Raw genomic sequence first — 19717 nt, 5'->3', positions numbered from 1 at the left:
TTGGAGCATCGCTCCGGTACGCAACGGCCTCAGCCATTGCGGTTGAAAATGTTCACCAGCAGGCGGTCCATTGCGCCCCACATGCGCTGATAGAGCCGCACGTGCAGCGGCCTGGCGTACCAGCCGGCCAGGTCGATCTCCCTGCTGTGCTGAAAGTCGCGCTCGAAACTCTGTTGGACCTGCGCACTGAAGGCGGCATCGATGGCTTCGAGATTGGCCTCCAGATTCCAACGCAGATTCCAGTAGTCGAAGTTGCACGAGCCGACGCTGACCCAGTCATCGACCAGCACCATTTTCAGGTGCGAGAAGTGTGGCTGATATTCGTAGATCCGCACGCCGGCACGCAGCAGACGCGGGTAGAAGCGCTGGCCGGCATAGCGAACCGGCGGGTGGTCGGTGTTGCGACTGGTGAGCAGCAGGCGCACGTCGACGCCACGGCGTGCCGCGCGGATCAGCGCACGGCGCACCTTACCGGTGGGCAGGAAATAGGGCGTCGCCAGCCAGATACGATTCTGCGCGCGGCGCAGGTTGCGCAGCAGGCTGAGCAGGATATCGCGGTGTTGACGCGCCGCGGCATAGGCGACGCGGCCCAGGCCCAGCCCTTCAGGCACATGCGGGATGCGCGGTGCGCGGCTCGGCAGCGGCAATTGCCAGATCCGTCGCTTCAGGCAGTGCACCCATTGGCTGTCGAACAGCGCCTGCCAGTCCTGCAACAGCGGGCCGAACATCTCGACCATCACCTCGTGCCAGTGCACCGCAGGCTTGCGCGGGTTCCAGAAGTCATCGGTGATGCCGGTGCCGCCGACGAAGCCGACGCAGCCGTCCACCAGCAACAGCTTGCGATGATCGCGGTGCAGATTGCGCAGCTTCAGGCGCAGCGACAGCGGGTTGTACAGCCGCAGCTCGACTCCGGCCGCGGTCATCCTATCGCGATTGGTCTGGCTCATCTTCAGGCAACCGAAGCCGTCGAACAGGCAGCGCACACGTACGCCCCGCTCCGCCGCGCGCAGCAGCGGCTCGAGCAAGCGTTCCAGACAATAGCCGTCCTCCACCAGATAGAGCTCGAGATCGATGCGCCGCTCGGCGCGCTCGATCGCTTCGATCATGGCGGGAAAGAACTGCGGCCCGTCGACCAGCAGACGGAAGCGGTTGTCGCTGCGCCAGGGGAATACCGCACCAGCCAGCATCACCTGGGAACACCCGGGTTGAACGCGCCAGCAGTCCAGCGAAACGACTTGGCAGACCAACAACGATACGACATGAAATCCCTTTTTCCGGCGGGCATCCCGAAGCAAAACGGAAGTGCTACATCGATCCGCGCAAGACGGACGCAGCGCGGTAGCTTACCCGCCCGTCTCGGCAAGGCAATGGCCGGCATGAACGACGCCGGCGCAATGCGGTGACTCCTATAGGCTCGCACCGAGCGGGCAGAGTTCCCGAATTGGACCTACCCCAGTCCGAGCGCGCTACAGGCCTGTTCCAGGCGTCGTGCCTGGGCACCGCGTGCAAGCGTCAGGACAGCTCGATCGCGTTGCCACAGCGCGGCGCAGTGCCCTCCCGCATGCGTCATGGCCGAATCCAAATCGGCTTGCAGCGCAGCGAACTGCTCGAGCTGTGCAGCCAGCAGCAGATGCGTGGCGGGCTCTTTAGCCGGCAAGCGGGCCACTTCCGCAGCGCCGCCGAGAATCGCTAGCAGACGAAGCTGCAGGCCGAGCGGCCACCGCTCGCGCAGCGCCACGCCATAAAGCCAGGCACTCAGCGCTGCCAGCAGGTGCAGATCCTCATGGGTACGGAAGGGTTTGACATAGTCGCTCCAGCCATCACCAGCCAGCCGCGTTGCCGGTGCACCATCGAGCTGCAGACGGGCGTGCGGGATGTCAGGCACGATCGGCAGGCTCGGTCCCTGCTTCAGCACCACGCCCGCAGCGGCTGGTTCGACGAAGAACAGACCGAGGCATGGTGCCTCGTCGACGCTCTCCTCACGGGCCGACACCAGCAACCACTGCACCGCATCGCCGGCCGTGACGAAGTCCTTGCTGCCGCTCAGCTGCACGCCGTCCCAGCGCGTGGACATGTCCGCCGGCCGCAATGTGCGTCGCTCGGTGGCGCACAGCGCTCCCAGCCCTGCCGGCGCGTCGGGCCACAGCGCACGCAACGCCGCCTGATAACCGGCAAGAAAGGCCAGCCCCGGCGTCGCCGCCAGACGCCCGCCGAGTACCGCCAGCCCCAGCGAATCTGCGTCGCCAGCCGCGCCGCACAGCTCTTCGTACCAGCCACGTAGCCCGGCGCTTGCCGCAACGGGCTGCAACGGACCGATCAATCCTGCCCAAGACATGCTCATCTCCAAGGTTTCACGCCGTCATCCAACCATCATCCGTTCGTCACAGCGGCGACATGCCTCGTCCCTAGCCTGATCCAGCCAGACCAGGCGAGCCCAACGATAACAACCAGACGCTCGCGATGCATCGCCAACCCGCCACTGCCACGGCGGACAAGGAGACAGAGCAATGAATGCCATCGTCGACCGCAGCACACGCCAGCTTCAAGCCGAACGCCTGCAAGGCGCAGAGGCCCTGCGCGAAGCCCAGGCCCTGCGCTACCGCGTATTCAGCAGCGAGTTCGAAGCTCGGCTGCAGGGCGCCGAACTGGGCCTGGACATGGACGATTTCGATAGCCACTGCCGGCATATCGGCGTGCGTGACCTGGCCAGCGGCGAACTGGTCGCCACCACTCGCCTGCTGGATCACCTTACCGCTCGCCAGCTGGGCCGCTTCTACAGCGAAGGCGAGTTCGCCCTGCATGGCCTGGCCCAGCTGGACGAGCCGGTACTGGAGATCGGTCGCACCTGCGTGGCGCCGGCCTATCGCAACGGCGCGACCATCGCGGTGCTCTGGAGCGAGCTGGCCGAGGAACTCAACCGGGGCGGCTACCGCTACCTGATGGGCTGCGCCAGCATCCCCATGCGCGACGGCGGCATCCAGGCCCACGCCATCATGCAGCGACTGCGCGACAGCCACCTCAGCACCGAGCTGCTGCATGCCGAGCCGCGTACCCCACTGCCCGCGCAAGAGCTGCCGGACAACGTCACCGCCCAGCTCCCGCCGCTGCTCAAGGCTTACATGCGCCTCGGCGCGAAGATCTGCGGCGAGCCCTGCTGGGATCAGGAATTCCAGGTGGCCGACGTGTTCATCCTGCTCAAGCGCGAGGAGCTCTGCCCACGCTATGCGCGCCACTTCAAGGCAGCGGTATAGATGCCGCGCCTGCGCCGGTACTGGCGCCTGCTGCGGGTCGCCGGGGTGGTGCTGAGCGGTCTGATCGTGGCTGGCGCACTGGGTATTGCCGAACGCTGCGCGATACCCGTCTCGGCCTTGCGCAAGCAGCGGCTGACCCAGTGGTTCCTCACCCGGCTGGCGGCCGCCCTGCCCTTTCGCCTACGCGTCACGGGCGAGCTACCAACTCAGCCGATGCTGTGGGTCGCCAATCATGTCTCCTGGTGCGATATCCCGCTGCTGGGCATGCTCGCACCGCTATCCTTTCTGGCCAAAGCCGAGGTCCGTGCCTGGCCGGCCCTCGGCTGGCTCGCTCAGGCCGCCGGCACGCTGTTCATACGCCGCGGCGGCGGTGACGCGGCGCTGGTCAATCGGCAACTGGCCACGCAGCTGGTACAGGGGCGCCATCTACTGATCTTCCCCGAAGGCACCTCGACCGATGGCACCGACGTGCGAACCTTCCACCCCAGGCTGTTCGCCTGCGCGCTCGAGGCCGGCTGTGCCGTCCAGCCGGTCGCCATTCGCTATTGGCGCAACGGCAAGCCGGACACCGTCGCCCCCTTCGTCGGCGACGACGAATTGCCCGCCCATCTGCGCCGCTTGCTGACGAGCGATATCTGCGACGTGGAAATCCAGCTGTTGCCACCAATCGATGTGATGGCGCTCGATCGCAAGACCGTTGCGATGACCGCGCAGCAAGCGATCGCCAACGCGCTACTGGTCGAGCCCCGTGCGCAGATCAGCAAGGCCGCCTGAGGCGTACGGAAAAACAGGTGGCTGCGCTAAGCTTCGCCCATGAACTATCTTGCACACCTTCACCTCGGCGGCCCGCGGCCGGGCGACCTGCTCGGCAGCCTCTACGGCGATTTCGTCAAGGGGCCGCTACAGGGTCGCTGGCCGGCCGAGATCGAAGCCGGCATCCGCCTGCATCGCCAGATCGACGCCTTCACCGACAGTCATCCGCTGGTCCTGCAGGCCAAAAGCCGCTTTCCCAGCGAACGGCGCCGCTACGCCGGCATCCTGGTCGATCTGTTTTTCGATCATTGCCTGGCGGCCAACTGGGCGGACTACTCCACAGAACCGCTGGAACGCTTTACCCAGCGCGTCTACGGCGTGCTGGCCGCCGAACCCGAACTGCCAGGCAAGCTCGCGGTGATCGCGCCGCACATGGCGGCGCACGACTGGCTGGGCAGTTATCGCGAATTCGGTGTACTGGAACGAGTGCTGGCCAATATGAGCCGGCGCCTGAGCCGACCGGATGGCCTCGCCGGCGGGCTGGCCGAGCTGGAGCAGCTATACGAGCCGCTGCTCCAAGACTTCCGTGACTTCTATCCAGCCCTTCAGCATTTCGCCCGAACGGCCTGAGCCACTGCTGCCTCAGGCACCGTAGCCGGGGCTTTGCATATCCAGCTTGCGCAACAGGGCCGGCCAGGCCAGCGCACCGCCCATGCCCGAGCGGGAACGGGTCACCCCGGCTGCCATGGCCTTGGCGCCGGCCAGGATCTGCTCCGGAATGGCGATCAGTTCGCTGCCACCAGATTGCGCCATGACCTGAATTTCGCAGGCGCGCTGGAAGATGAACATCATCAGAAAGGTGTCGGCGATGCTGCCACCGCAGGTCATCAGGCCGTGGTTGTGCAACAGCATGAAGCCGGTCTCGCCCAGATCGGCCTGCAGCCGCGCCTTTTCGTCGTGGTTCAGCGCAACGCCCTCGTAGCCATGCGTCGACAGGCTGGCCAGTACGAACAGCGATTGCTGGCTGATGGGCAGCAGGCCCTGGCGCTGTGCCGACACCGCGACCCCGGCGGAGGTATGGGTATGCATCACGCAGGCGACGTCGTGGCGTACCTCATGCACCGCACTGTGGATGGTATAGCCGGCGGGATTGATCTCGTACGGACTGTCCATCACCTTGTTGCCGGCCAGGTCGACCTTGACCAGGCTCGAAGCGGTGATTTCGTGGAACATCAACCCGTACGGGTTGATCAGGAAGTGCTCGGTGTCGGGAATCTTCGCCGAGATATGGGTAAAGATCAGGTCATCCCAGCCGTGCAGCGCCACCAGGCGGTAGCAGGCGGCGAGATCGACCCGCGCCTGCCATTCGGCGGGGCTGACCTGGGACTGAAGCGAAGGCAGGCTGTGCAGCGCAGTCATCGATGGCACCTCTTGTTATTGTCATGAAGGTGCCATCGATTCTAGCCAGCCACCGACAGCGCGGCAGTTGCCTTTGCAGCCAGGCCGCTGACCCGGCGAGCCAGGTCAGCCACGCAGGGCCGCGGCGAACGCCTCCAGCCAGGGCTCGGCATCGCTTTCCGGGGTGACCGTCTCGCTGGCATCGAGACGCAGCATCTCCACCACTTCCCGCACGCCCAGCTCGGCGTACAGCTCGCGAATCAATTCGCCACCGCCACAAAAAGTATCGCCGTAGCTGGCATCACCCAGCGCAATGACGCCACCGGGCAGGCCGCTCCAGGCTGGAAACTGGTCCCGAATGGCTGAATACAACGGAATGAAGCTGTCCGGCAGTTCACCCATGCCAGTGGTCGAGGTGACGGCCAGCAAGGCATCGGGCGCGAAGTCGATGATCTGCTGCAGCTGGGCACGAGGGTCGTGCCAGGTTTCGAAGCCAGCGGCCTTGAGCTGGTGTTCGGCGTGGCGAGCGACATCTTCGGCAGTGCCGTAGACGCTTGCGGAAAGAATGGCGACTTTCATGTGCAGCTCCGAGACGAATCGAGCCGCGCATTATGCCGCATTCGCCGTCCGCGAGCGGCGCTGGCACGAGCGGCATGCCCATTGCTGAAGTTGAACTAAAATGAGAAACGCCAGTCATAGCGCCGATTGCCACAATGCAGCCAGCTGCTGCACCCGCATGCAGCGACGCTGGACGGGAGAGGCATTGCCCTCCGAGGTTATCCGCATGGCGGAACAGACGATTCTCAGCAAAGACGAACTGACCTTCATCCGCAAGTTGATGCAACGCAATGGCGAGGCCAGTGGCGAACGCCCGACAGGCTTCCGGATCGACGGTGGTACGCACTCCAACGAGCTGCTCATGCAACTGGCGGCCCGTGCCAACCTGTCGTTGCAAGCCGAGTTCGAAGATTTCTGCATGTCGTTTCCCGTGCAGCTCGAGGAGGACGAGCTTCACAGCCTCAATCTGCAGCTGGCGCCTCCGGTGATCTACGAACGCGGCCCGACGACGCGCGCCTGGCGTCTGCACCTGGACGAACCGCTACCCTTGCTGGAGAACGACGGTGGCAAAAGCTCGCTCAGCGTGCATGAGCTTTCTCCCCACGGCCTGCTGGTGGAGTCCGGCAAACATCGTAGGCCACCCAAGCATTTTCACCTGCGCCTGGCCCTGCCGGACGACGCACCATTGGAAATCGATGCCCATCGTGTACGCGAGCTGACCGGAGGACTGGCCGCCTACGAGGTGGAATTCCCGCAGGAACGGGACGCTGAGCGCATCCGCTCGTTCCTCTACCGTCAGCACCAGCGGCTACACCCCCGCCTGCAGCCTGAGCCGCCAACCGATCTGGTGTAAGCTGCCACGCCTGTAGCGGCCGCTGGCAAAGACCAGCGGCCCATTCATGATCCGGCAGTGGACTTTCATGCATCAGGCACCGATTCTAATCACCGGAGCCAGCCAGCGAATCGGCCTGCATTGCGCCGAGCGGCTGCTGGATGACGGCTTCCCGATCATCGTCACCTATCGTCGCGAGCGCGACAGCATCACTCGTCTGCGTGCCCGCGGTGCGCTGGCGCTGCAGGCGGACTTCGGCACCGAAGCCGGCATCCATGACTTCATCGCAGCCATCCGGCAACAGATCTCCAGCCTGCGGGCCATTATCCACAACGCCTCCGAGTGGCGCGCGGATACCCCTGGGCAGGAAGCCGAGGCGTTTCGCCAGCTGTTCCAGGTGCATATGCTCGCGCCTTACCTGATCAACCTGCACTGCGCCGAGCTGCTGCGCCATGGCGGCCCAGCGGATATCGTGCACATCGGTGACGACGTCACCCGCAAGGGCAGCAAGAAGCACATCGCCTACGCCGCGAGCAAGGCCGGTCTGGACAACCTGACGCTATCCTTCGCTGCCAGCCTGGCGCCGCAGATCAAGGTCAACGGCATTGCACCGGCGCTGATCCAGTTCAATCCGGACGACGATGAGGACTATCGCCGCAAGGCGCTGGCCAAGTCCGCACTGGGCATCGAGCCCGGCGCCGAGGTGATCTACCAGAGCCTGCGCTATCTGCTCGACAACCCCTACGTCACCGGCACCACACTGACCGTCAATGGCGGTCGCCATCTGATCTGACACGACAAGGAGACGACATGCCCAGACTGGAACCCGCGATGGCGCGCATCCGCGTCAAGGACCTACGGCTGCGCACCTACATCGGCATCAAGGAAGAAGAAATCCTCAATCGCCAGGACGTGCTGATCAACCTGACCATGCTCTACCCTGCCGCCGAAGCGGTACGCGAGAACGATATCGAGCAGGCACTGAACTACCGCACCATCACCAAGGCGATCATCCAGCACGTCGAGGACAACCGATTCGCCCTGCTGGAGCGGCTGACCCAGGAAATCCTCGATCTGGTGATGCGTTATCCGCAGGTCCGTTATGCCGAAGTCGAGGTCGACAAGCCCCACGCGCTGCGCTTCGCCGAGTCGGTATCGATCACCCTGGCAGCCCATCGGGATTGACCCTGCGCAAGGCTGGTTCGCTCAACGACGCGAGGTTATGATCCGGCCGACCTCAGCCAACGCCGAGACCCGAGAGATGAACGAGCAAGAACGCACCGAACTGGAAGCTGCCGCTTTCCGCCGCCTGGTCCAGCACCTGCGCACCCGCCCCGACGTCCAGAACATCGAACTGATGAACCTGGCTGGCTTCTGCCGCAACTGCCTGTCGAAGTGGTACAAGGCCGCCGCGGACGACCTGGAAGTCGAAGTGAGCATCGACCAGGCCCGCGAAGAGGTATACGGCATGCCTTACAGTGAATGGAAAAAACGTTATCAGAAGGAAGCGAGCGCCGAGCAGCAGGCCGCTTTCGACAAGGCACAGAAACCATGAACGACCTCAAGGACTTCCGCGCCAGCCTGCGCAATCGCAACCACGCGTTCAGTGAAACGCTCGCCTTTATCGAGGCCGCCTATGACTACCAGCCCACTCGTTTCGTCAACGGAGCCGTCGAGAACGCTGCTGGCGAGAACGAAGGTTCCTGCAAGGCACTTGGCCTGGCGGTACTGGAAGGTTTCAGCACCGAAGAGGCCTTGCTCGCATTCGGCGAACACTACCAGGCGGTGCTGGCCAACCCGAACGGCAGCGACCACCGCAACATTCGCGCGCTGATGGAAACCGGGTTGCCAGGCGTGCGCTTCGACAGCGTGCCGCTCAAGCGCAAGTAGACGCCGTGCGTTGCGAGCCGGTTCGCCCGACTCGACTGAAATAAAAAGGGTCATCCAAGCACTTGGGGAAGGCTTAAGGAGCGGATGACCCGAAAAGCGATGGGCGCCACCTTACCCATGCCGCAGTGCTGCGGATAATTCAGCTTTTGCATCCTGCCCATAGTCGTGGACTATCCCGCCTTCCCGTCGCGACAACGCCTCACAGGAGATGCCATGCCCGTATCCGCTCTTTCCGGCCCGCAGTACCTGCGCGAAGGCCTGCGGCTGGTGCTCAGCCCGGGGCTGCGGCTGTTCGTGATCCTGCCGCTGACGGTCAACGTGCTGCTGTTCTTCGGCCTGATCTGGCTCGCCGTGGGCCAGTTCAGCGGCTGGGTCGACACCTTCATGCCGAGCCTGCCGAGCTGGTTGGCCTTTCTCGAATATCTGCTCTGGCCGCTGTTCGTTGCACTGGTGGTGCTGATGGTGTTCTTCACTTTCACCATGCTGGCCAACATCATCGCCGCGCCGTTCAACGGCTTTCTCGCTGAAAAGGTCGAGGTGGTGGTACGCGGGGAAGATGCCGCCCCGCCTTTCAGCTGGACCGAGCTGCTCGCCATGCTACCGCGCACCATCGGTCGTGAATTGCGCAAGCTGGCCTACTTCGCACCGCGTGCGCTGGCCCTGCTGGTGCTCTCGTTCATCCCGGTGCTGAACCTTGCGGCTGCACCGTTATGGCTGTTGTTCGGCGTGTGGATGATGGCGGTGCAGTACATCGACTATCCGGCGGACAACAACAAGCTGAGCTGGGCGGACATGATGACCTGGCTGCGCCAGCGCCGCTGGCAGAGCCTGAGCTTTGGCGCGGTGACCTATGCGGCGTTGCTGGTGCCGGTGCTGAACCTGCTGATCATGCCCGCGGCGGTGGCGGGGGCGACGCTGTTCTGGGTCCGGGAAGGCGGGCCGAATCGGCAGTTGGACCGACCCGCATAGACGTCAGGCGTCGCGCTCGGCGGTCACGGTTCCAGCGCCGCAAGGTGTGAGGGTTAGAGTCTCTCCGTCCGCACCACGTCACCATGCTGACAGCTCAGCACGAAGGCCTGGCGAGACCGGATGCTGCCGGGTAAGGGGGAATCGGCAGCCAGATCACCCTGGCTGCCGCCGTCACTCACGCCAGCGTCTTCAACGCTTCCCGACTGAACGGCAGGATCTCTTCCATCCGCCCTTCACGCACCTTCACCGCCCATTCCGGATCGCAGATCAGGGCACGTCCCACAGCGACCAGATCGAACTCGGCCTTGTTCAGCCGCTCCAGCAATCCCTCGATGTTGGCCGGCTGCGCCACCTTGTCGGTCTTGACCATGAACTGCAGGAATTCGCCATCCAGGCCGACGCTACCCACGGTGATGGTCGGCTTGCCGGTCAGCTGGCGGGTCCAGCCGGCGAGGTTGAGATCGGAGCCTTCGAACTCCGGCTCCCAGAAACGCCGCGTCGAGCAATGGAAGATGTCCACGCCGGCCGCCGACAAAGGTGCCAGGAACTCGCCGAGTTCTTCGGGCGACTGAACCAGGCGTGCCGTGTAGTCCTGCTGCTTCCACTGCGAGAAGCGGAAGATGATCGGGAAATCGGGGCCGACCGCTGCGCGTACGGCCTGTACCAGCTCGATGGCGAAGCGCGAGCGGTTGGCCAGGCTGCCGCCGTACTCATCGGAACGCTGGTTGCTGCCTTCCCAGAAGAACTGGTCGATCAGATAGCCGTGAGCACCGTGAATCTCGACGCCGTCCATGCCGATCGCCTGCGCATCGCGGGCAGCCTGGGCGAAGGCCTCGATCACATCTTGAATGTCCTGCTTGGTCATGCCGTGCACGACGACCTGCCCGTCCTTCTGCTTTTCCATCGGCCCATAACCCGGCACTTCCGGCTCCGGCTCGGTGCCCTTGCGGCGCACGTTGCCTACGTGCCAGAGCTGCGGGACGATCTTGCCGCCAGCGGCATGCACCGCTTCGACCACCGCCTTCCAGCCAGCCAGGGCATCCTCACCGTAGAAGCGCGGCACATGGGGATAGCCGTTCGCCGCGGCATGACCGACCGTGGTGCCTTCGGTGATGATCAGTCCGACCCCGGAGGCAGCACGCCGGCGGTAGTACTCCACCACGTCGGCAGTGGGCACGCCGTTGGGTGAGAACGAACGGGTCATCGGTGCCATGACCACACGGGTCGGCAAACGAAGGGCGCCCAATTCGAAGGGTTCAAACAGGGCTTGTACGCTAGCGGTCATCGATACGACTCCTTTTTATTCATCTGGGCAAGGCAACCGGGCGCTCGCGCCCGGTGAATGAGGTGCGACCGGCGCCAGCAGGCGCTCGAGCTGCTGGAGGAAAACCTGCAGTGGTGCGACGCTGCCGCTCACTTTCATGCGTAGCAGCGCGCCTTCCCAGGCGTTGCTGATGAACTCGGCAACGACCTGGCTATTGCTGTCCGGCGCAAGCGCCCCCGTGTTGCGCGCCTGCTCCAGGCAGTGCGCGAGCAGCTCGACGGAGCGCGTCAGAATCTCGCTGAGCCGGGTGGCAATAGGCGGACAGAGTTCGGCCATCTCGAAGCTCAGGCTGCCGATGAAGCAGTGATATTCGGGCTTTTCCTGGCGGGCGAAATGCGCAACGAGATCGGCGTAGTAATCGAGGATGCGCTGCGCGGGCGGCAATACGGCGTTGCTCAACGCCAGCCGATAGCGCTCCAGCCGCGGCGCATAGATGTACTCCAGCGCCTGCAGGGCGAAGTCTTCCTTGCTGGCGAAGTAGTGGTAGAACGATCCCTTTGGAATACCGGCAGCCTGGACGATTTCCTGCACCCCGGTACCGTGGTAGCCGCGGCGGGTCATCACCTGGGCGCCCTTGGAGAGGATAAGGTCGCGCTTGTCGTTGCGTGCTGGATTGCTCATGCGCCGAGAATATGACCGGTCGTCTCGCCGGCACAGCATCATCCATGGCGCTTATTCAGCCGCAACCATGGCAGCGATGGCATAACACGCAGAGCGGGAGGAAAGATGCGCGACCGCAATCGCGGCCGCGCGATCTGGCGGGATCAGCTCAGGGCGCTTTCGATTGCCTGGATCAGGGCAGGATCGTCCGGCGTGGTGCGCGGCGAGAAGCGCGCCAGTACTCGGCCATCCTTGCCGACGAGGAACTTCTCGAAGTTCCAGCTGATGTCCCCGGGAAAATCGGCGCCCTCACCTGCCAGCAGCCGATACAGCGGATGACGCTGCGGTCCGTTGACTTCGAGCTTGCCGCTCAGGGGGAAGCTGACGCCGTAATTCAGCGTGCAGAACGAGCGGATCTCATCGTCGCTACCTGGTTCCTGCGCAGCGAACTGATTGCACGGCACGCCCAGCACACTGAAGCCGCGCGCGGCGTACTGCTGCTGCAACCGCTCGAGGCCGGCGTATTGCGGCGTCAGGCCACACTGCGAGGCGACATTGACCACCAACGTGATCCGATCGCCGAACTGCGCCAGCGGCAATTCCTCGCCACCCAGGCCTGGCAACACCAATTGATGGAATGCGCTCATGACATTTCTCCTGACAAAAAAACGCCCCGGCACACGACCGGAGCGCTCTCTTTTTCGATCGGCACGGCAGCCATTCCTGCCGCCGTGCGTGCGGTCGCCGTTAGGGCAGCCGGATCAGTGGTGGTGACCACCCTCGCCATGGATGTGACCGTGGGCCACTTCTTCCTCGCTGGCGTCACGCACGCTGACGACCTTGACGTCGAAGTTCAGGCGCTGGCCGGCCAGTGGGTGGTTGCCGTCGACGATCACGTCGTCGCCTTCGACGTCGCGAATGGTGACGATCTGCATGCCGCCATCGGGACCCGAGGCGTGGAACTGCATACCGACTTCGAGTTCGTCGACGCCTTCGAACATGGCGCGATTCAGCGTAGCGACCAGCTCCGGGCTGTACTCACCGTAAGCGTCCTGCGGCTCGATGGCGACCTGAATCTGGTCACCGCCCTGCTTGCCCTCAAGCGCCTTTTCCAGGCCGGGGATGATGTTGCCTGCGCCGTGCAGGTAGACCAGCGGCGCGCCGCCGGCCGAGCTGTCGATCACCTCACCGGCGTCGTTGGTGAGTGTGTAGTCGATGGAGACAGCCTTGTTAGCGGCAATCAGCATGGGGCAGAACCTTTGCTTTAGAGAATGGATGTCGAAGTTTAACCATCCGCCACGCCGATTGCGAACCGACCTTGGATGAACGGGCCAATCGCCGCTCGTCGCAAGCGGTCACGATGTAGTCCCATCGAACGTGGGACTACAACCTTTGGATGGCATCGCTTTCATGGCCGATGTGCAAGAATCCGCGAAAAGTATCTTTGGCACCCATTTCAATAACATTAGAGATCCAAGGAGCACCGATGTCGGCTCGTAACATCCTGGTGATTAACTGTGGCAGCTCGTCGATCAAGTTCGCCCTGGTCAACGAAGCGCAAGCGACCTTCCCACTACAAGGCCTGGCCGAATGCATCGGCAGCCCGGAGGCCGTCATCCACTTCGAGAGCGCCGCTGGCAAGGAAAGCGTCAAGGTGCCCAATGCCGATCATCAGGCTGCTCTGGCCCAGATCCTGCCGCGCGTGGAAGAAGCCGCCGGTGGCCACCTGGACGGCATCGGCCACCGTGTCGTGCACGGTGGCGAGAAGTTCTTCGCCTCGTCGCTGCTCACCGATGAAACCCTGGCCGGCATCGAAGCCAACATCCAGCTGGCACCGCTGCACAACCCGGCCAACCTGAGCGGTATCCACGCCGCCATCAATCTCTTCCCCGAACTGCCACAGGTCGGCGTGTTCGACACCGCCTTCCACCAGACCATGCCCGAGCACGCCTACCGTTATGCCGTGCCGGACGTGCTCTACAAGGAGCACGGCGTACGCCGCTATGGCTTCCACGGCACCAGCCATCGCTACGTCAGCAAGCGCGCCGCGGAGCTGGCCGGCCTGCCGGTCGAGAACAGCAGCTGGCTGGTCGCTCACCTGGGCAACGGCTGCTCGACCTGCGCCGTGGTCAATGGCGAAAGCCGCGACACCAGCATGGGCCTGACCCCGCTCGAAGGCCTGGTGATGGGCACCCGCAGCGGCGACGTCGATCCGAGCCTGCACAACTTCCTAAACAAGACCCTGGGCTGGGATCTGGCCAAGATCGACAACATGCTCAACAAGGAGAGCGGCCTGAAGGGACTGTCCGGTCTGTCCAACGACATGCGCACCCTGGCCGAAGCGCGCCAGGCCGGCCATCCGGGCGCCGTGCTGGCCTTCGAGGTGTTCTGCTATCGCCTGGCCAAGTCGCTGGCCGCCATGTCCTGCGCCCTGCCGCAGCTGGACGGGCTGGTCTTCACCGGCGGTATCGGCGAGAACTCTTCGGCCGTACGCGAGCGCACACTGGATCACCTCAAGCTGTTCGGCTTCAAGCTCGATGCCGAGGCCAACGCCCGCTGCACCCGCGGCGTTGCCGGCGAGATCCAGGCCGAGGGCAGCCCGCGCGTCATGGTCGTGCCGACCAACGAGGAGCGCCAGATCGCCCTCGACACGCTGGCCCTGCTGGACGCCTGAGCACAGCAGGCGAGCAGCGATACGAAACCCGACTGGCTCTGCCGTCGGGTTTCCGCTCTTGAGCGCCGCGGCAATCCGGCAGTTTCCGCCCCCGGGCGAGTCGCCTAGCCTAGCCGGCGCCCAGCTCCCGTTACCCGAGCACCCTGTCCACTAGGAGATGCCATGCACACACTCTTCCTTGCCCCTACCGGTTTCGGCGGCGGCCTCAACTCCATCAGCCTTGGCCTGATCCGCGCGCTGGAAAGCGCCGGGCTGAAGGTCGGCTTCTTCAAGCCGATCGCCCAACCCTTCCCGGTCGATCAGGGCCGTGAACGCTCCTGCATCCTGGTCGAGCGCACGCTGAACCTGACTTCTCCCGAGCCGCTGCCGCTGGAACAGGTCGAGCGCCAGCTCGCCGATGGCGAGATCGACCTCCTGCTCGAGGACGTGGTCAGCCGCTTCCAGCAAGTTGCTGTGGGCAAGGACGTGGTCATCGTCGAAGGCATGGTGCCGACCCGCGAGTCCAACTACACCCAGCGCATCAACACCCAGCTGGCCAAGAGCCTGGACGCCGAGGTCATCCTGATCGGCGCCCAGGGCAGCGACAGCCTCAAGCGCCTGGCCGAACGCATCGAGATCCAGGCCCAGCTGTACGGCGGCGCCAAGGATCCGAAAGTGCTCGGCGTGATCCTCAACAAGGTCAAGACCGAGGAAGGTCTGCCGGCCTTCATCGACAGCCTCAAGCAGCACCTGCCGCTGCTGGGCAGCGCCGACTTCCAGCTGCTCGGCGCCATCCCGTTCTCCGAGGAACTCAACGCGCTGCGCACCCGTGACATCGCCGAACTGCTCGGCGCCCAGGTGCTCAACGCCGGCGAGGCCGACCAGCGCCGCGTGAACAAGATCGTTCTCTGCGCCCGCGCCGTGCCCAACACCGTGCAACTGCTGCGCTCCGGCGTGCTCGTGGTGACCCCGGGCGACCGCGACGACATCATCCTCGCCGCTAGCCTGGCCTCGCTCAACGGCGAGAAGCTCGCCGGCCTGCTGCTGTGCAGCGACTTCGAGCCGGACCCGCGCATCCTCGAGCTGTGCAAGGCCGCCCTGGATGGCGGCCTGCCGGTGATGACCGTGGAGAGCAACTCCTACGATACGGCCAACAACCTGTTCGGCCTGAACAAGGAAACCCCGGCGGACGATATCGAGCGCGCCACCCGCGTGACCGAGTTCATCGCCAAGCACCTGCACCCGGAATTTCTCCACACCCGCTGCAGCGTGCCGCGTGGCGAGCTGCGCATGTCGCCTGCCGCATTCCGCTACCAGCTGGTCAAGCGCGCCCAGGACGCCAACAAGCGCATCGTCCTGCCGGAAGGCAACGAGCCGCGCACCATCCGCGCCGCCGCCATCTGCCAGGAGCGCGGCATCGCCCGCTGCGTGCTGTTGGCCAAGCCGGAGGAAGTCCAGCAGGTCGCCCGCGAGCAGGGCATCACCCTGCCCGCCAGCCTGGAGATCCTCGATCCGGACAGCATCGCCAACCGCTACGTCGAGCCGATGTGCGAAATGCGCAAGGCCAAGGGCCTGACGCCCGACGATGCCCGCGAGCAGCTGAAGGACACCGTGGTCCTCGGCACCATGATGCTGGCGCTGGACGAAGTGGACGGCCTGGTTTCCGGTGCCGTGCACACCACCGCCAACACCATCCGCCCGGCCCTGCAGCTGATCAAGACCGCACCGGGCTACAGTCTGGTGTCCTCGGTGTTCTTCATGCTGCTGCCGGACCAGGTACTGGTCTATGGCGACTGCGCGGTAAACCCGAACCCGAGCGCTACCGAGCTGGCCGAGATCGCCCTGCAGAGCGCCGAGTCCGCCGTGGCGCTGGGCGTCAACCCGCGTGTCGCGATGATCAGCTACTCCACCGGCAGCTCCGGCAGCGGAGCGGAAGTCGAGAAGGTCGCCGAAGCCACGCGCATCGCCCAAGAGCGCGCACCGGAGCTGCCGATCGACGGCCCGCTGCAGTACGACGCCGCCTCCGTGCTCAGCGTCGGCCGGCAGAAGGCGCCGAACAGCAAGGTGGCCGGCCAGGCCACGGTGTTCATCTTCCCCGACCTGAACACCGGCAACACCACCTACAAGGCCGTTCAGCGCAACGCCAACTGCCTTAGCGTCGGCCCGATGCTGCAGGGCCTGGCCAAGCCGGTGAACGACCTGTCGCGCGGCGCCCTGGTGGACGACATCGTCTTCACCATCGCCCTGACCGCACTGCAGGCCGCCAACCAGAAGGCCTGATCGGCCTCGACGATCGCTGTCGCCGCGCCTTGGGGCCGGCGGCAGCAATCGCCTTTCGCTCTCGATAGTTGCAGTTCAGCGCATAATCGCTACTCTTGGCGCCTCGAATCAGCCGTATCGATGAGAATTCCATGCTGAATTTCCTCCCCGCGCCAGTGCGAGGCGCCCTCGCCGCGCTGTTGCTGGCGCTCAATACCCTGTTCTGGTGCTGGCCGCTGTTCGCCCTGTCACTGCTCAAGTTGGCGCTTCCCATTCCAGCGGTACAACGCACACTGCGCTTCGGCATGCACTGGATCGCCGAGTCCTGGATCGCGATGAACAGCTTCTGGATGGACCTGGTCCGTCCAATCCGCTGGGACGTGCAGGGGCTGGATCAGGTCGATATGCATCACTCCTACCTGGTGACCAGCAATCACCAGAGCTGGGCGGACATTCTGGTGCTGCAGTACCAGCTCAACCGGCGCATGCCGTTCCTCAAGTTCTTCCTCAAGCAGGAGCTGATCTGGGTGCCAGTGATCGGCCTGTGCTGGTGGGCGCTGGAGTTTCCGTTCATGAAGCGCTTCAGCAAGGAGTATCTGGCCAAGCACCCGGAAAAGCGCGGCGAGGACCTGGCCACCACGCGGCGGGCCTGCGAGCGTTATCGGACCAACCCGGTGTCGGTGTTCAACTTCCTCGAAGGCACGCGTTTTACCGAGGACAAACACGACGAGCAGGCGTCCCCTTACCGCCACCTGCTCAAGCCTCGGGCTGGGGGCATCGCCTTCGTCATCGACGCCATGGGCGAGCAGCTGACGGCATTGATCAACGTCACCATCCACTACCCGCACGGTCGACCGAGCTTCTGGGATCTGCTCGCCGGCAACATTCCCGAGGTGGTCCTGCGGCTCAAGGCGCAGCCGATCCCTGGCGAGTTCCTGCGCAGAAACTATGACCAGGACGAGGCCTATCGACTGAGCTTCCAGCAGTGGGTCAACGAACTGTGGAGCGAAAAGGACGCCGAGCTGGCGCAACTGCACGAGCAGTTTGCGCCGCGCCGCTGAGGCAGCTCTAGCGGCTCGGCGGCTGCCAGACGGGCTGCGCCGCAAAGGCGCGCGCCTGCTCAGCGGTAACCGCAGGGGACACGAGGAAGCCCTGCATGACATCACAGCCGTTTTCCACCAGCCAATCGCGCTGAGCGAGGGTTTCCACGCCCTCCGCCACCACTTCCAGCCCCAGGTTGCGACCCAGGTCGATGATGGTGCTGACGACCGCCGCATCGCGCGGCGAGTCCAGCATATTGGCGATGAACAGCTGGTCGATCTTCAGCGTGTCCAGTTCGAAATGCCGCAGATAGGCCAGTGATGAATAGCCGGTGCCGAAGTCGTCGATTGCCACGCGCACTCCGAGCTTGCGCAGCTGCCGCAGCTTCTCGCAGCTTTGCTCGAGATCCTGCATCAACGTGCCTTCGGTGACTTCCAGCTCCAGCTGAGCCGGGTTCAGCTGGTATTCATCAAGCAGCCGTCGCAGTGAATCGAACAGCCCGGCCCGGCTGAACTGCACCGGACTGACGTTCAGGCTGAGGATCAGGTCGGTGCCGAGGGCTGGCAGCCAGCGCACGTACTCGTTCATCCCTTCGCGCAGCACCCAGTCGCCTACCCGCTCGATCAGCCGGGTTTCTTCCAGCAACGGGATGAACACGCCGGGCTGGTTCTCGCCGGCCTCGCCCTGCGGCCAGCGCAACAGGCCTTCGAAACCGCGCAGGGCTCCGCTGTCGAGCATCACCTGCGGCTGGTAGAGCAGCTCGAAATCGTTGCGGTCGGTGGCGCTGCGCAGGTTCTCCTCCATCATCAGCCGCGCATGCGCCCGCTCGTTCATATCGCTGGAGAAAAAGCGATACTGCCGCCGACCGGCGCGTTTGGCCTCGTACATCGCCATATCGGCCGAGCGCAGCAATTGGTCGACACTGACTCCGCAGTCGGGAAAGTGCGCGATGCCGATGCTGGCGCCCAGGGTTACCTCGGTGCCATCGATCTTGTGCCGCACCGAGATCAGTTCGATGAGTTTTTCCGCGACCCGCGCGGCGTCCTCCGGCTGGTCTAGGGAATCGAGCAGCGCGGTGAACTCGTCGCCACCCATGCGCGCGATGATGTCGTACGGGCGCATGCAGGTTTCCAGCAGGCGCGCCACCTTGCAGAGGATTTCATCACCGGCGTCGTGGCCGAGCGAATCGTTGATGCGCTTGAAGCCGTCCAGATCGATGTAGAGGATCGCCATGCGCTTGCCGTTGCGATCGACCCGCGCCAGCGACGATTCCAGCGCCTGATGGAACCCGCGGCGATTGAGCAGTCCGGTGAGCGAGTCGGTGACCGCCTGGGTTTCCAGCTGCGTGTGCAGGTTGCGCACCACTGACATATCCAGGGCGATCACCACCATCGAGCGCTGCTGGCGCGGCAGCGGCGAGCTCGATAGCGCCACCGGCAGCGGCGTTCCGTTGGCGGTATGCAGCTGCGCTTCGTGCAGGCGGAAGGTCGAGCCACTGCGCCAGTAACGATAGAAGTCCGATTCGTGCCACTCCGCGGGCATATCCGGTGCGGCCAGGTGTGCCAGCAACGGCGTGCCCTGCAGGTCTTCGACGCGGGTGTGCAGCATGCCGGCGATCGCCGGGTTGGCAAAGCTGATGATGCCATCCTCGGCAACCACCAGAATGCCTTCGGCGGCGTTGCTCAGCACCGACGCGTTGAACGCGCGGGCACTGTCGAGTTGCTGGGTGAGCAACTGCAGATCGCGCCGGTTGTGCTCGTGGGCCAACAGCGTGTTGATCTTGTGCTTGAGCACCTGCGGGTCGAACGGCTTGAGAATGAAATCCACCGCGCCGGTGGCATAGCCGCGCAACACCGAATCACGGGTATGCGCGATGGCCGAGACGAAGATGATCGGCGTATAGCGGGTATGCGGACTGCCGCGCATCAAGCGGGCAACCTCGAAGCCATCCATGCCGGGCATCTGCACATCCAGCAGGACCAGCTCCACGTCGAGCTCCAACAACGCCTTGAGCGCCGCCTCGCCGGAGTTGACCGTATGCACCTGCCAGTCACCGTCGCCGAGCAGCGCCTCCATCGCCACCAGATTGGCCTCGCGATCATCCACCACCAGCAGCGTACGGCTTCGCGGTCTGGCCTTGAGCTGCGCCTGACTCATCGCCAACCTCCGGGCCGACACTGCAGGACCGT

At 64.4% G+C, this 19717-nt stretch carries 21 protein-coding genes; 12 read left to right on the top strand and 9 right to left on the bottom strand.

Features of this window, described 5'->3' with window-relative positions:
• Window positions 1-29: 29 nt before the first annotated feature.
• Both OUY36_RS05500 and OUY36_RS05495 read right to left on the bottom strand, forming a co-directional pair.
• Window positions 30-1187, bottom strand: coding sequence for a phospholipase D-like domain-containing protein (locus OUY36_RS05500; protein WP_267938094.1), 1158 nt, complete (start codon window positions 1185-1187; stop codon window positions 30-32).
• 260 nt (window positions 1188-1447) lie between these two features.
• Window positions 1448-2341, bottom strand: coding sequence for an acyl-CoA dehydrogenase (locus OUY36_RS05495; protein WP_267937115.1), 894 nt, complete (start codon window positions 2339-2341; stop codon window positions 1448-1450).
• Between the two features lie 166 nt (window positions 2342-2507).
• Here OUY36_RS05495 and olsB point away from each other — a divergent pair, with 166 nt between their 5' ends.
• Genes olsB through OUY36_RS05480 form a run of 3 tightly spaced genes read left to right on the top strand, consistent with a single transcriptional unit; the run spans window position 2508 to window position 4634 of the window.
• The gene (gene olsB / locus OUY36_RS05490) at window positions 2508-3251 is read left to right on the top strand and encodes an L-ornithine N(alpha)-acyltransferase (protein WP_048328673.1); all 744 of its coding nucleotides are present in this window, start codon (window positions 2508-2510) and stop codon (window positions 3249-3251) included.
• On the top strand, window positions 3252-4025 hold the full coding sequence (locus tag OUY36_RS05485; protein ID WP_253747601.1) for a lysophospholipid acyltransferase family protein: 774 nt from the start codon (window positions 3252-3254) through the stop codon (window positions 4023-4025).
• Between the two features lie 39 nt (window positions 4026-4064).
• A complete protein-coding gene (locus OUY36_RS05480; RefSeq protein ID WP_267937086.1) occupies window positions 4065-4634 on the top strand; it encodes an acyl carrier protein phosphodiesterase in 570 nt (189 codons plus the stop codon).
• Between the two features lie 12 nt (window positions 4635-4646).
• On the opposite strand, the gene OUY36_RS05475 is transcribed toward OUY36_RS05480, so the two are convergent.
• Both OUY36_RS05475 and OUY36_RS05470 read right to left on the bottom strand, forming a co-directional pair.
• Complete coding sequence (locus tag OUY36_RS05475; RefSeq protein WP_110777915.1) at window positions 4647-5423, bottom strand: class II aldolase/adducin family protein; 777 nt, start codon at window positions 5421-5423, stop codon at window positions 4647-4649.
• A gap of 105 nt (window positions 5424-5528) precedes the next feature.
• Window positions 5529-5981 (bottom strand): flavodoxin, encoded by a 453-nt coding sequence (locus OUY36_RS05470; protein WP_267937082.1) that lies wholly within the window; start codon window positions 5979-5981, stop codon window positions 5529-5531.
• Between the two features lie 205 nt (window positions 5982-6186).
• Between OUY36_RS05470 and OUY36_RS05465 the strand changes: the two genes are divergently transcribed.
• From OUY36_RS05465 to cysZ, 6 genes are all read left to right on the top strand, one after another.
• Entirely contained in the window at window positions 6187-6813 is a 627-nt protein-coding gene (locus tag OUY36_RS05465) for a hypothetical protein (RefSeq protein ID WP_063544601.1), read from the top strand.
• Between the two features lie 67 nt (window positions 6814-6880).
• A complete protein-coding gene (gene folM, locus OUY36_RS05460) occupies window positions 6881-7585 on the top strand; it encodes a dihydromonapterin reductase (RefSeq protein WP_110777916.1) in 705 nt (234 codons plus the stop codon).
• 17 nt (window positions 7586-7602) lie between these two features.
• Window positions 7603-7977: a dihydroneopterin triphosphate 2'-epimerase gene (folX, locus tag OUY36_RS05455; protein ID WP_003285881.1), complete on the top strand. Its 375-nt coding sequence runs from the start codon at window positions 7603-7605 to the stop codon at window positions 7975-7977.
• Between the two features lie 76 nt (window positions 7978-8053).
• Window positions 8054-8347: a DUF1244 domain-containing protein gene (locus OUY36_RS05450; protein ID WP_063544771.1), complete on the top strand. Its 294-nt coding sequence runs from the start codon at window positions 8054-8056 to the stop codon at window positions 8345-8347.
• A complete protein-coding gene (locus OUY36_RS05445) occupies window positions 8344-8682 on the top strand; it encodes a HopJ type III effector protein (protein ID WP_063544597.1) in 339 nt (112 codons plus the stop codon). Before OUY36_RS05450 ends, OUY36_RS05445 begins: the two co-directional genes overlap by 4 nt.
• 213 nt (window positions 8683-8895) lie before the next feature.
• On the top strand, window positions 8896-9651 hold the full coding sequence (gene cysZ, locus OUY36_RS05440) for a sulfate transporter CysZ (RefSeq protein WP_063544595.1): 756 nt from the start codon (window positions 8896-8898) through the stop codon (window positions 9649-9651).
• Between the two features lie 175 nt (window positions 9652-9826).
• Here cysZ and OUY36_RS05435 read toward each other — a convergent pair whose 3' ends face one another.
• The 4 genes from OUY36_RS05435 to OUY36_RS05420 form a co-directional block, all read right to left on the bottom strand.
• On the bottom strand, window positions 9827-10936 hold the full coding sequence (locus OUY36_RS05435; RefSeq protein WP_152480932.1) for an NADH:flavin oxidoreductase: 1110 nt from the start codon (window positions 10934-10936) through the stop codon (window positions 9827-9829).
• Between the two features lie 15 nt (window positions 10937-10951).
• Window positions 10952-11596 (bottom strand): TetR/AcrR family transcriptional regulator, encoded by a 645-nt coding sequence (locus tag OUY36_RS05430; protein ID WP_110777919.1) that lies wholly within the window; start codon window positions 11594-11596, stop codon window positions 10952-10954.
• A 143-nt stretch (window positions 11597-11739) separates the two neighbouring features.
• Complete coding sequence (locus OUY36_RS05425; protein ID WP_063544589.1) at window positions 11740-12222, bottom strand: glutathione peroxidase; 483 nt, start codon at window positions 12220-12222, stop codon at window positions 11740-11742.
• Window positions 12223-12336: 114 nt separating this feature from the next.
• The gene (locus OUY36_RS05420; protein ID WP_063544587.1) at window positions 12337-12822 is read right to left on the bottom strand and encodes an FKBP-type peptidyl-prolyl cis-trans isomerase; all 486 of its coding nucleotides are present in this window, start codon (window positions 12820-12822) and stop codon (window positions 12337-12339) included.
• A 239-nt stretch (window positions 12823-13061) separates the two neighbouring features.
• On the opposite strand from OUY36_RS05420, the gene OUY36_RS05415 reads away from it, so the two are divergent.
• From OUY36_RS05415 to OUY36_RS05405, 3 genes are all read left to right on the top strand, one after another.
• Entirely contained in the window at window positions 13062-14249 is a 1188-nt protein-coding gene (locus OUY36_RS05415) for an acetate kinase (RefSeq protein WP_063544585.1), read from the top strand.
• A 162-nt stretch (window positions 14250-14411) separates the two neighbouring features.
• The gene (gene pta / locus OUY36_RS05410; protein ID WP_063544583.1) at window positions 14412-16508 is read left to right on the top strand and encodes a phosphate acetyltransferase; all 2097 of its coding nucleotides are present in this window, start codon (window positions 14412-14414) and stop codon (window positions 16506-16508) included.
• 131 nt (window positions 16509-16639) lie between these two features.
• Entirely contained in the window at window positions 16640-17548 is a 909-nt protein-coding gene (locus tag OUY36_RS05405) for an acyltransferase (RefSeq protein WP_152480931.1), read from the top strand.
• A 7-nt stretch (window positions 17549-17555) separates the two neighbouring features.
• Here the strand turns inward: OUY36_RS05405 and OUY36_RS05400 are convergent, their stop codons facing one another.
• Window positions 17556-19685, bottom strand: coding sequence for a two-component system response regulator (locus tag OUY36_RS05400; protein ID WP_152480930.1), 2130 nt, complete (start codon window positions 19683-19685; stop codon window positions 17556-17558).
• Window positions 19686-19717: the final 32 nt, after the last annotated feature.

The sequence above is a fragment of the Stutzerimonas sp. R40042 genome, assembly GCF_026642215.1.
Taxonomy (GTDB): domain Bacteria; phylum Pseudomonadota; class Gammaproteobacteria; order Pseudomonadales; family Pseudomonadaceae; genus Stutzerimonas; species Stutzerimonas frequens.
This window is presented reverse-complemented; position numbering and strand designations above follow the sequence as displayed.

Excerpts from the sequence above, each read along its gene's own strand:
- OUY36_RS05500 (WP_267938094.1), bottom strand. The coding sequence starts at position 1,187 with ATGCTGGCTGGTGCGGTATTCCCCTGGCGCAGCGACAACCGCTTCCGT.
- OUY36_RS05495 (WP_267937115.1), bottom strand. The coding sequence starts at position 2,341 with ATGAGCATGTCTTGGGCAGGATTGATCGGTCCGTTGCAGCCCGTTGCG.
- olsB (WP_048328673.1), top strand. The coding sequence starts at position 2,508 with ATGAATGCCATCGTCGACCGCAGCACACGCCAGCTTCAAGCCGAACGC.
- OUY36_RS05485 (WP_253747601.1), top strand. The coding sequence starts at position 3,252 with ATGCCGCGCCTGCGCCGGTACTGGCGCCTGCTGCGGGTCGCCGGGGTG.
- OUY36_RS05480 (WP_267937086.1), top strand. The coding sequence starts at position 4,065 with ATGAACTATCTTGCACACCTTCACCTCGGCGGCCCGCGGCCGGGCGAC.
- OUY36_RS05475 (WP_110777915.1), bottom strand. The coding sequence starts at position 5,423 with ATGACTGCGCTGCACAGCCTGCCTTCGCTTCAGTCCCAGGTCAGCCCC.
- OUY36_RS05470 (WP_267937082.1), bottom strand. The coding sequence starts at position 5,981 with ATGAAAGTCGCCATTCTTTCCGCAAGCGTCTACGGCACTGCCGAAGAT.
- OUY36_RS05465 (WP_063544601.1), top strand. The coding sequence starts at position 6,187 with ATGGCGGAACAGACGATTCTCAGCAAAGACGAACTGACCTTCATCCGC.
- folM (WP_110777916.1), top strand. The coding sequence starts at position 6,881 with ATGCATCAGGCACCGATTCTAATCACCGGAGCCAGCCAGCGAATCGGC.
- folX (WP_003285881.1), top strand. The coding sequence starts at position 7,603 with ATGCCCAGACTGGAACCCGCGATGGCGCGCATCCGCGTCAAGGACCTA.
- OUY36_RS05450 (WP_063544771.1), top strand. The coding sequence starts at position 8,054 with ATGAACGAGCAAGAACGCACCGAACTGGAAGCTGCCGCTTTCCGCCGC.
- OUY36_RS05445 (WP_063544597.1), top strand. The coding sequence starts at position 8,344 with ATGAACGACCTCAAGGACTTCCGCGCCAGCCTGCGCAATCGCAACCAC.
- cysZ (WP_063544595.1), top strand. The coding sequence starts at position 8,896 with ATGCCCGTATCCGCTCTTTCCGGCCCGCAGTACCTGCGCGAAGGCCTG.
- OUY36_RS05435 (WP_152480932.1), bottom strand. The coding sequence starts at position 10,936 with ATGACCGCTAGCGTACAAGCCCTGTTTGAACCCTTCGAATTGGGCGCC.
- OUY36_RS05430 (WP_110777919.1), bottom strand. The coding sequence starts at position 11,596 with ATGAGCAATCCAGCACGCAACGACAAGCGCGACCTTATCCTCTCCAAG.
- OUY36_RS05425 (WP_063544589.1), bottom strand. The coding sequence starts at position 12,222 with ATGAGCGCATTCCATCAATTGGTGTTGCCAGGCCTGGGTGGCGAGGAA.
- OUY36_RS05420 (WP_063544587.1), bottom strand. The coding sequence starts at position 12,822 with ATGCTGATTGCCGCTAACAAGGCTGTCTCCATCGACTACACACTCACC.
- OUY36_RS05415 (WP_063544585.1), top strand. The coding sequence starts at position 13,062 with ATGTCGGCTCGTAACATCCTGGTGATTAACTGTGGCAGCTCGTCGATC.
- pta (WP_063544583.1), top strand. The coding sequence starts at position 14,412 with ATGCACACACTCTTCCTTGCCCCTACCGGTTTCGGCGGCGGCCTCAAC.
- OUY36_RS05405 (WP_152480931.1), top strand. The coding sequence starts at position 16,640 with ATGCTGAATTTCCTCCCCGCGCCAGTGCGAGGCGCCCTCGCCGCGCTG.
- OUY36_RS05400 (WP_152480930.1), bottom strand. The coding sequence starts at position 19,685 with ATGAGTCAGGCGCAGCTCAAGGCCAGACCGCGAAGCCGTACGCTGCTG.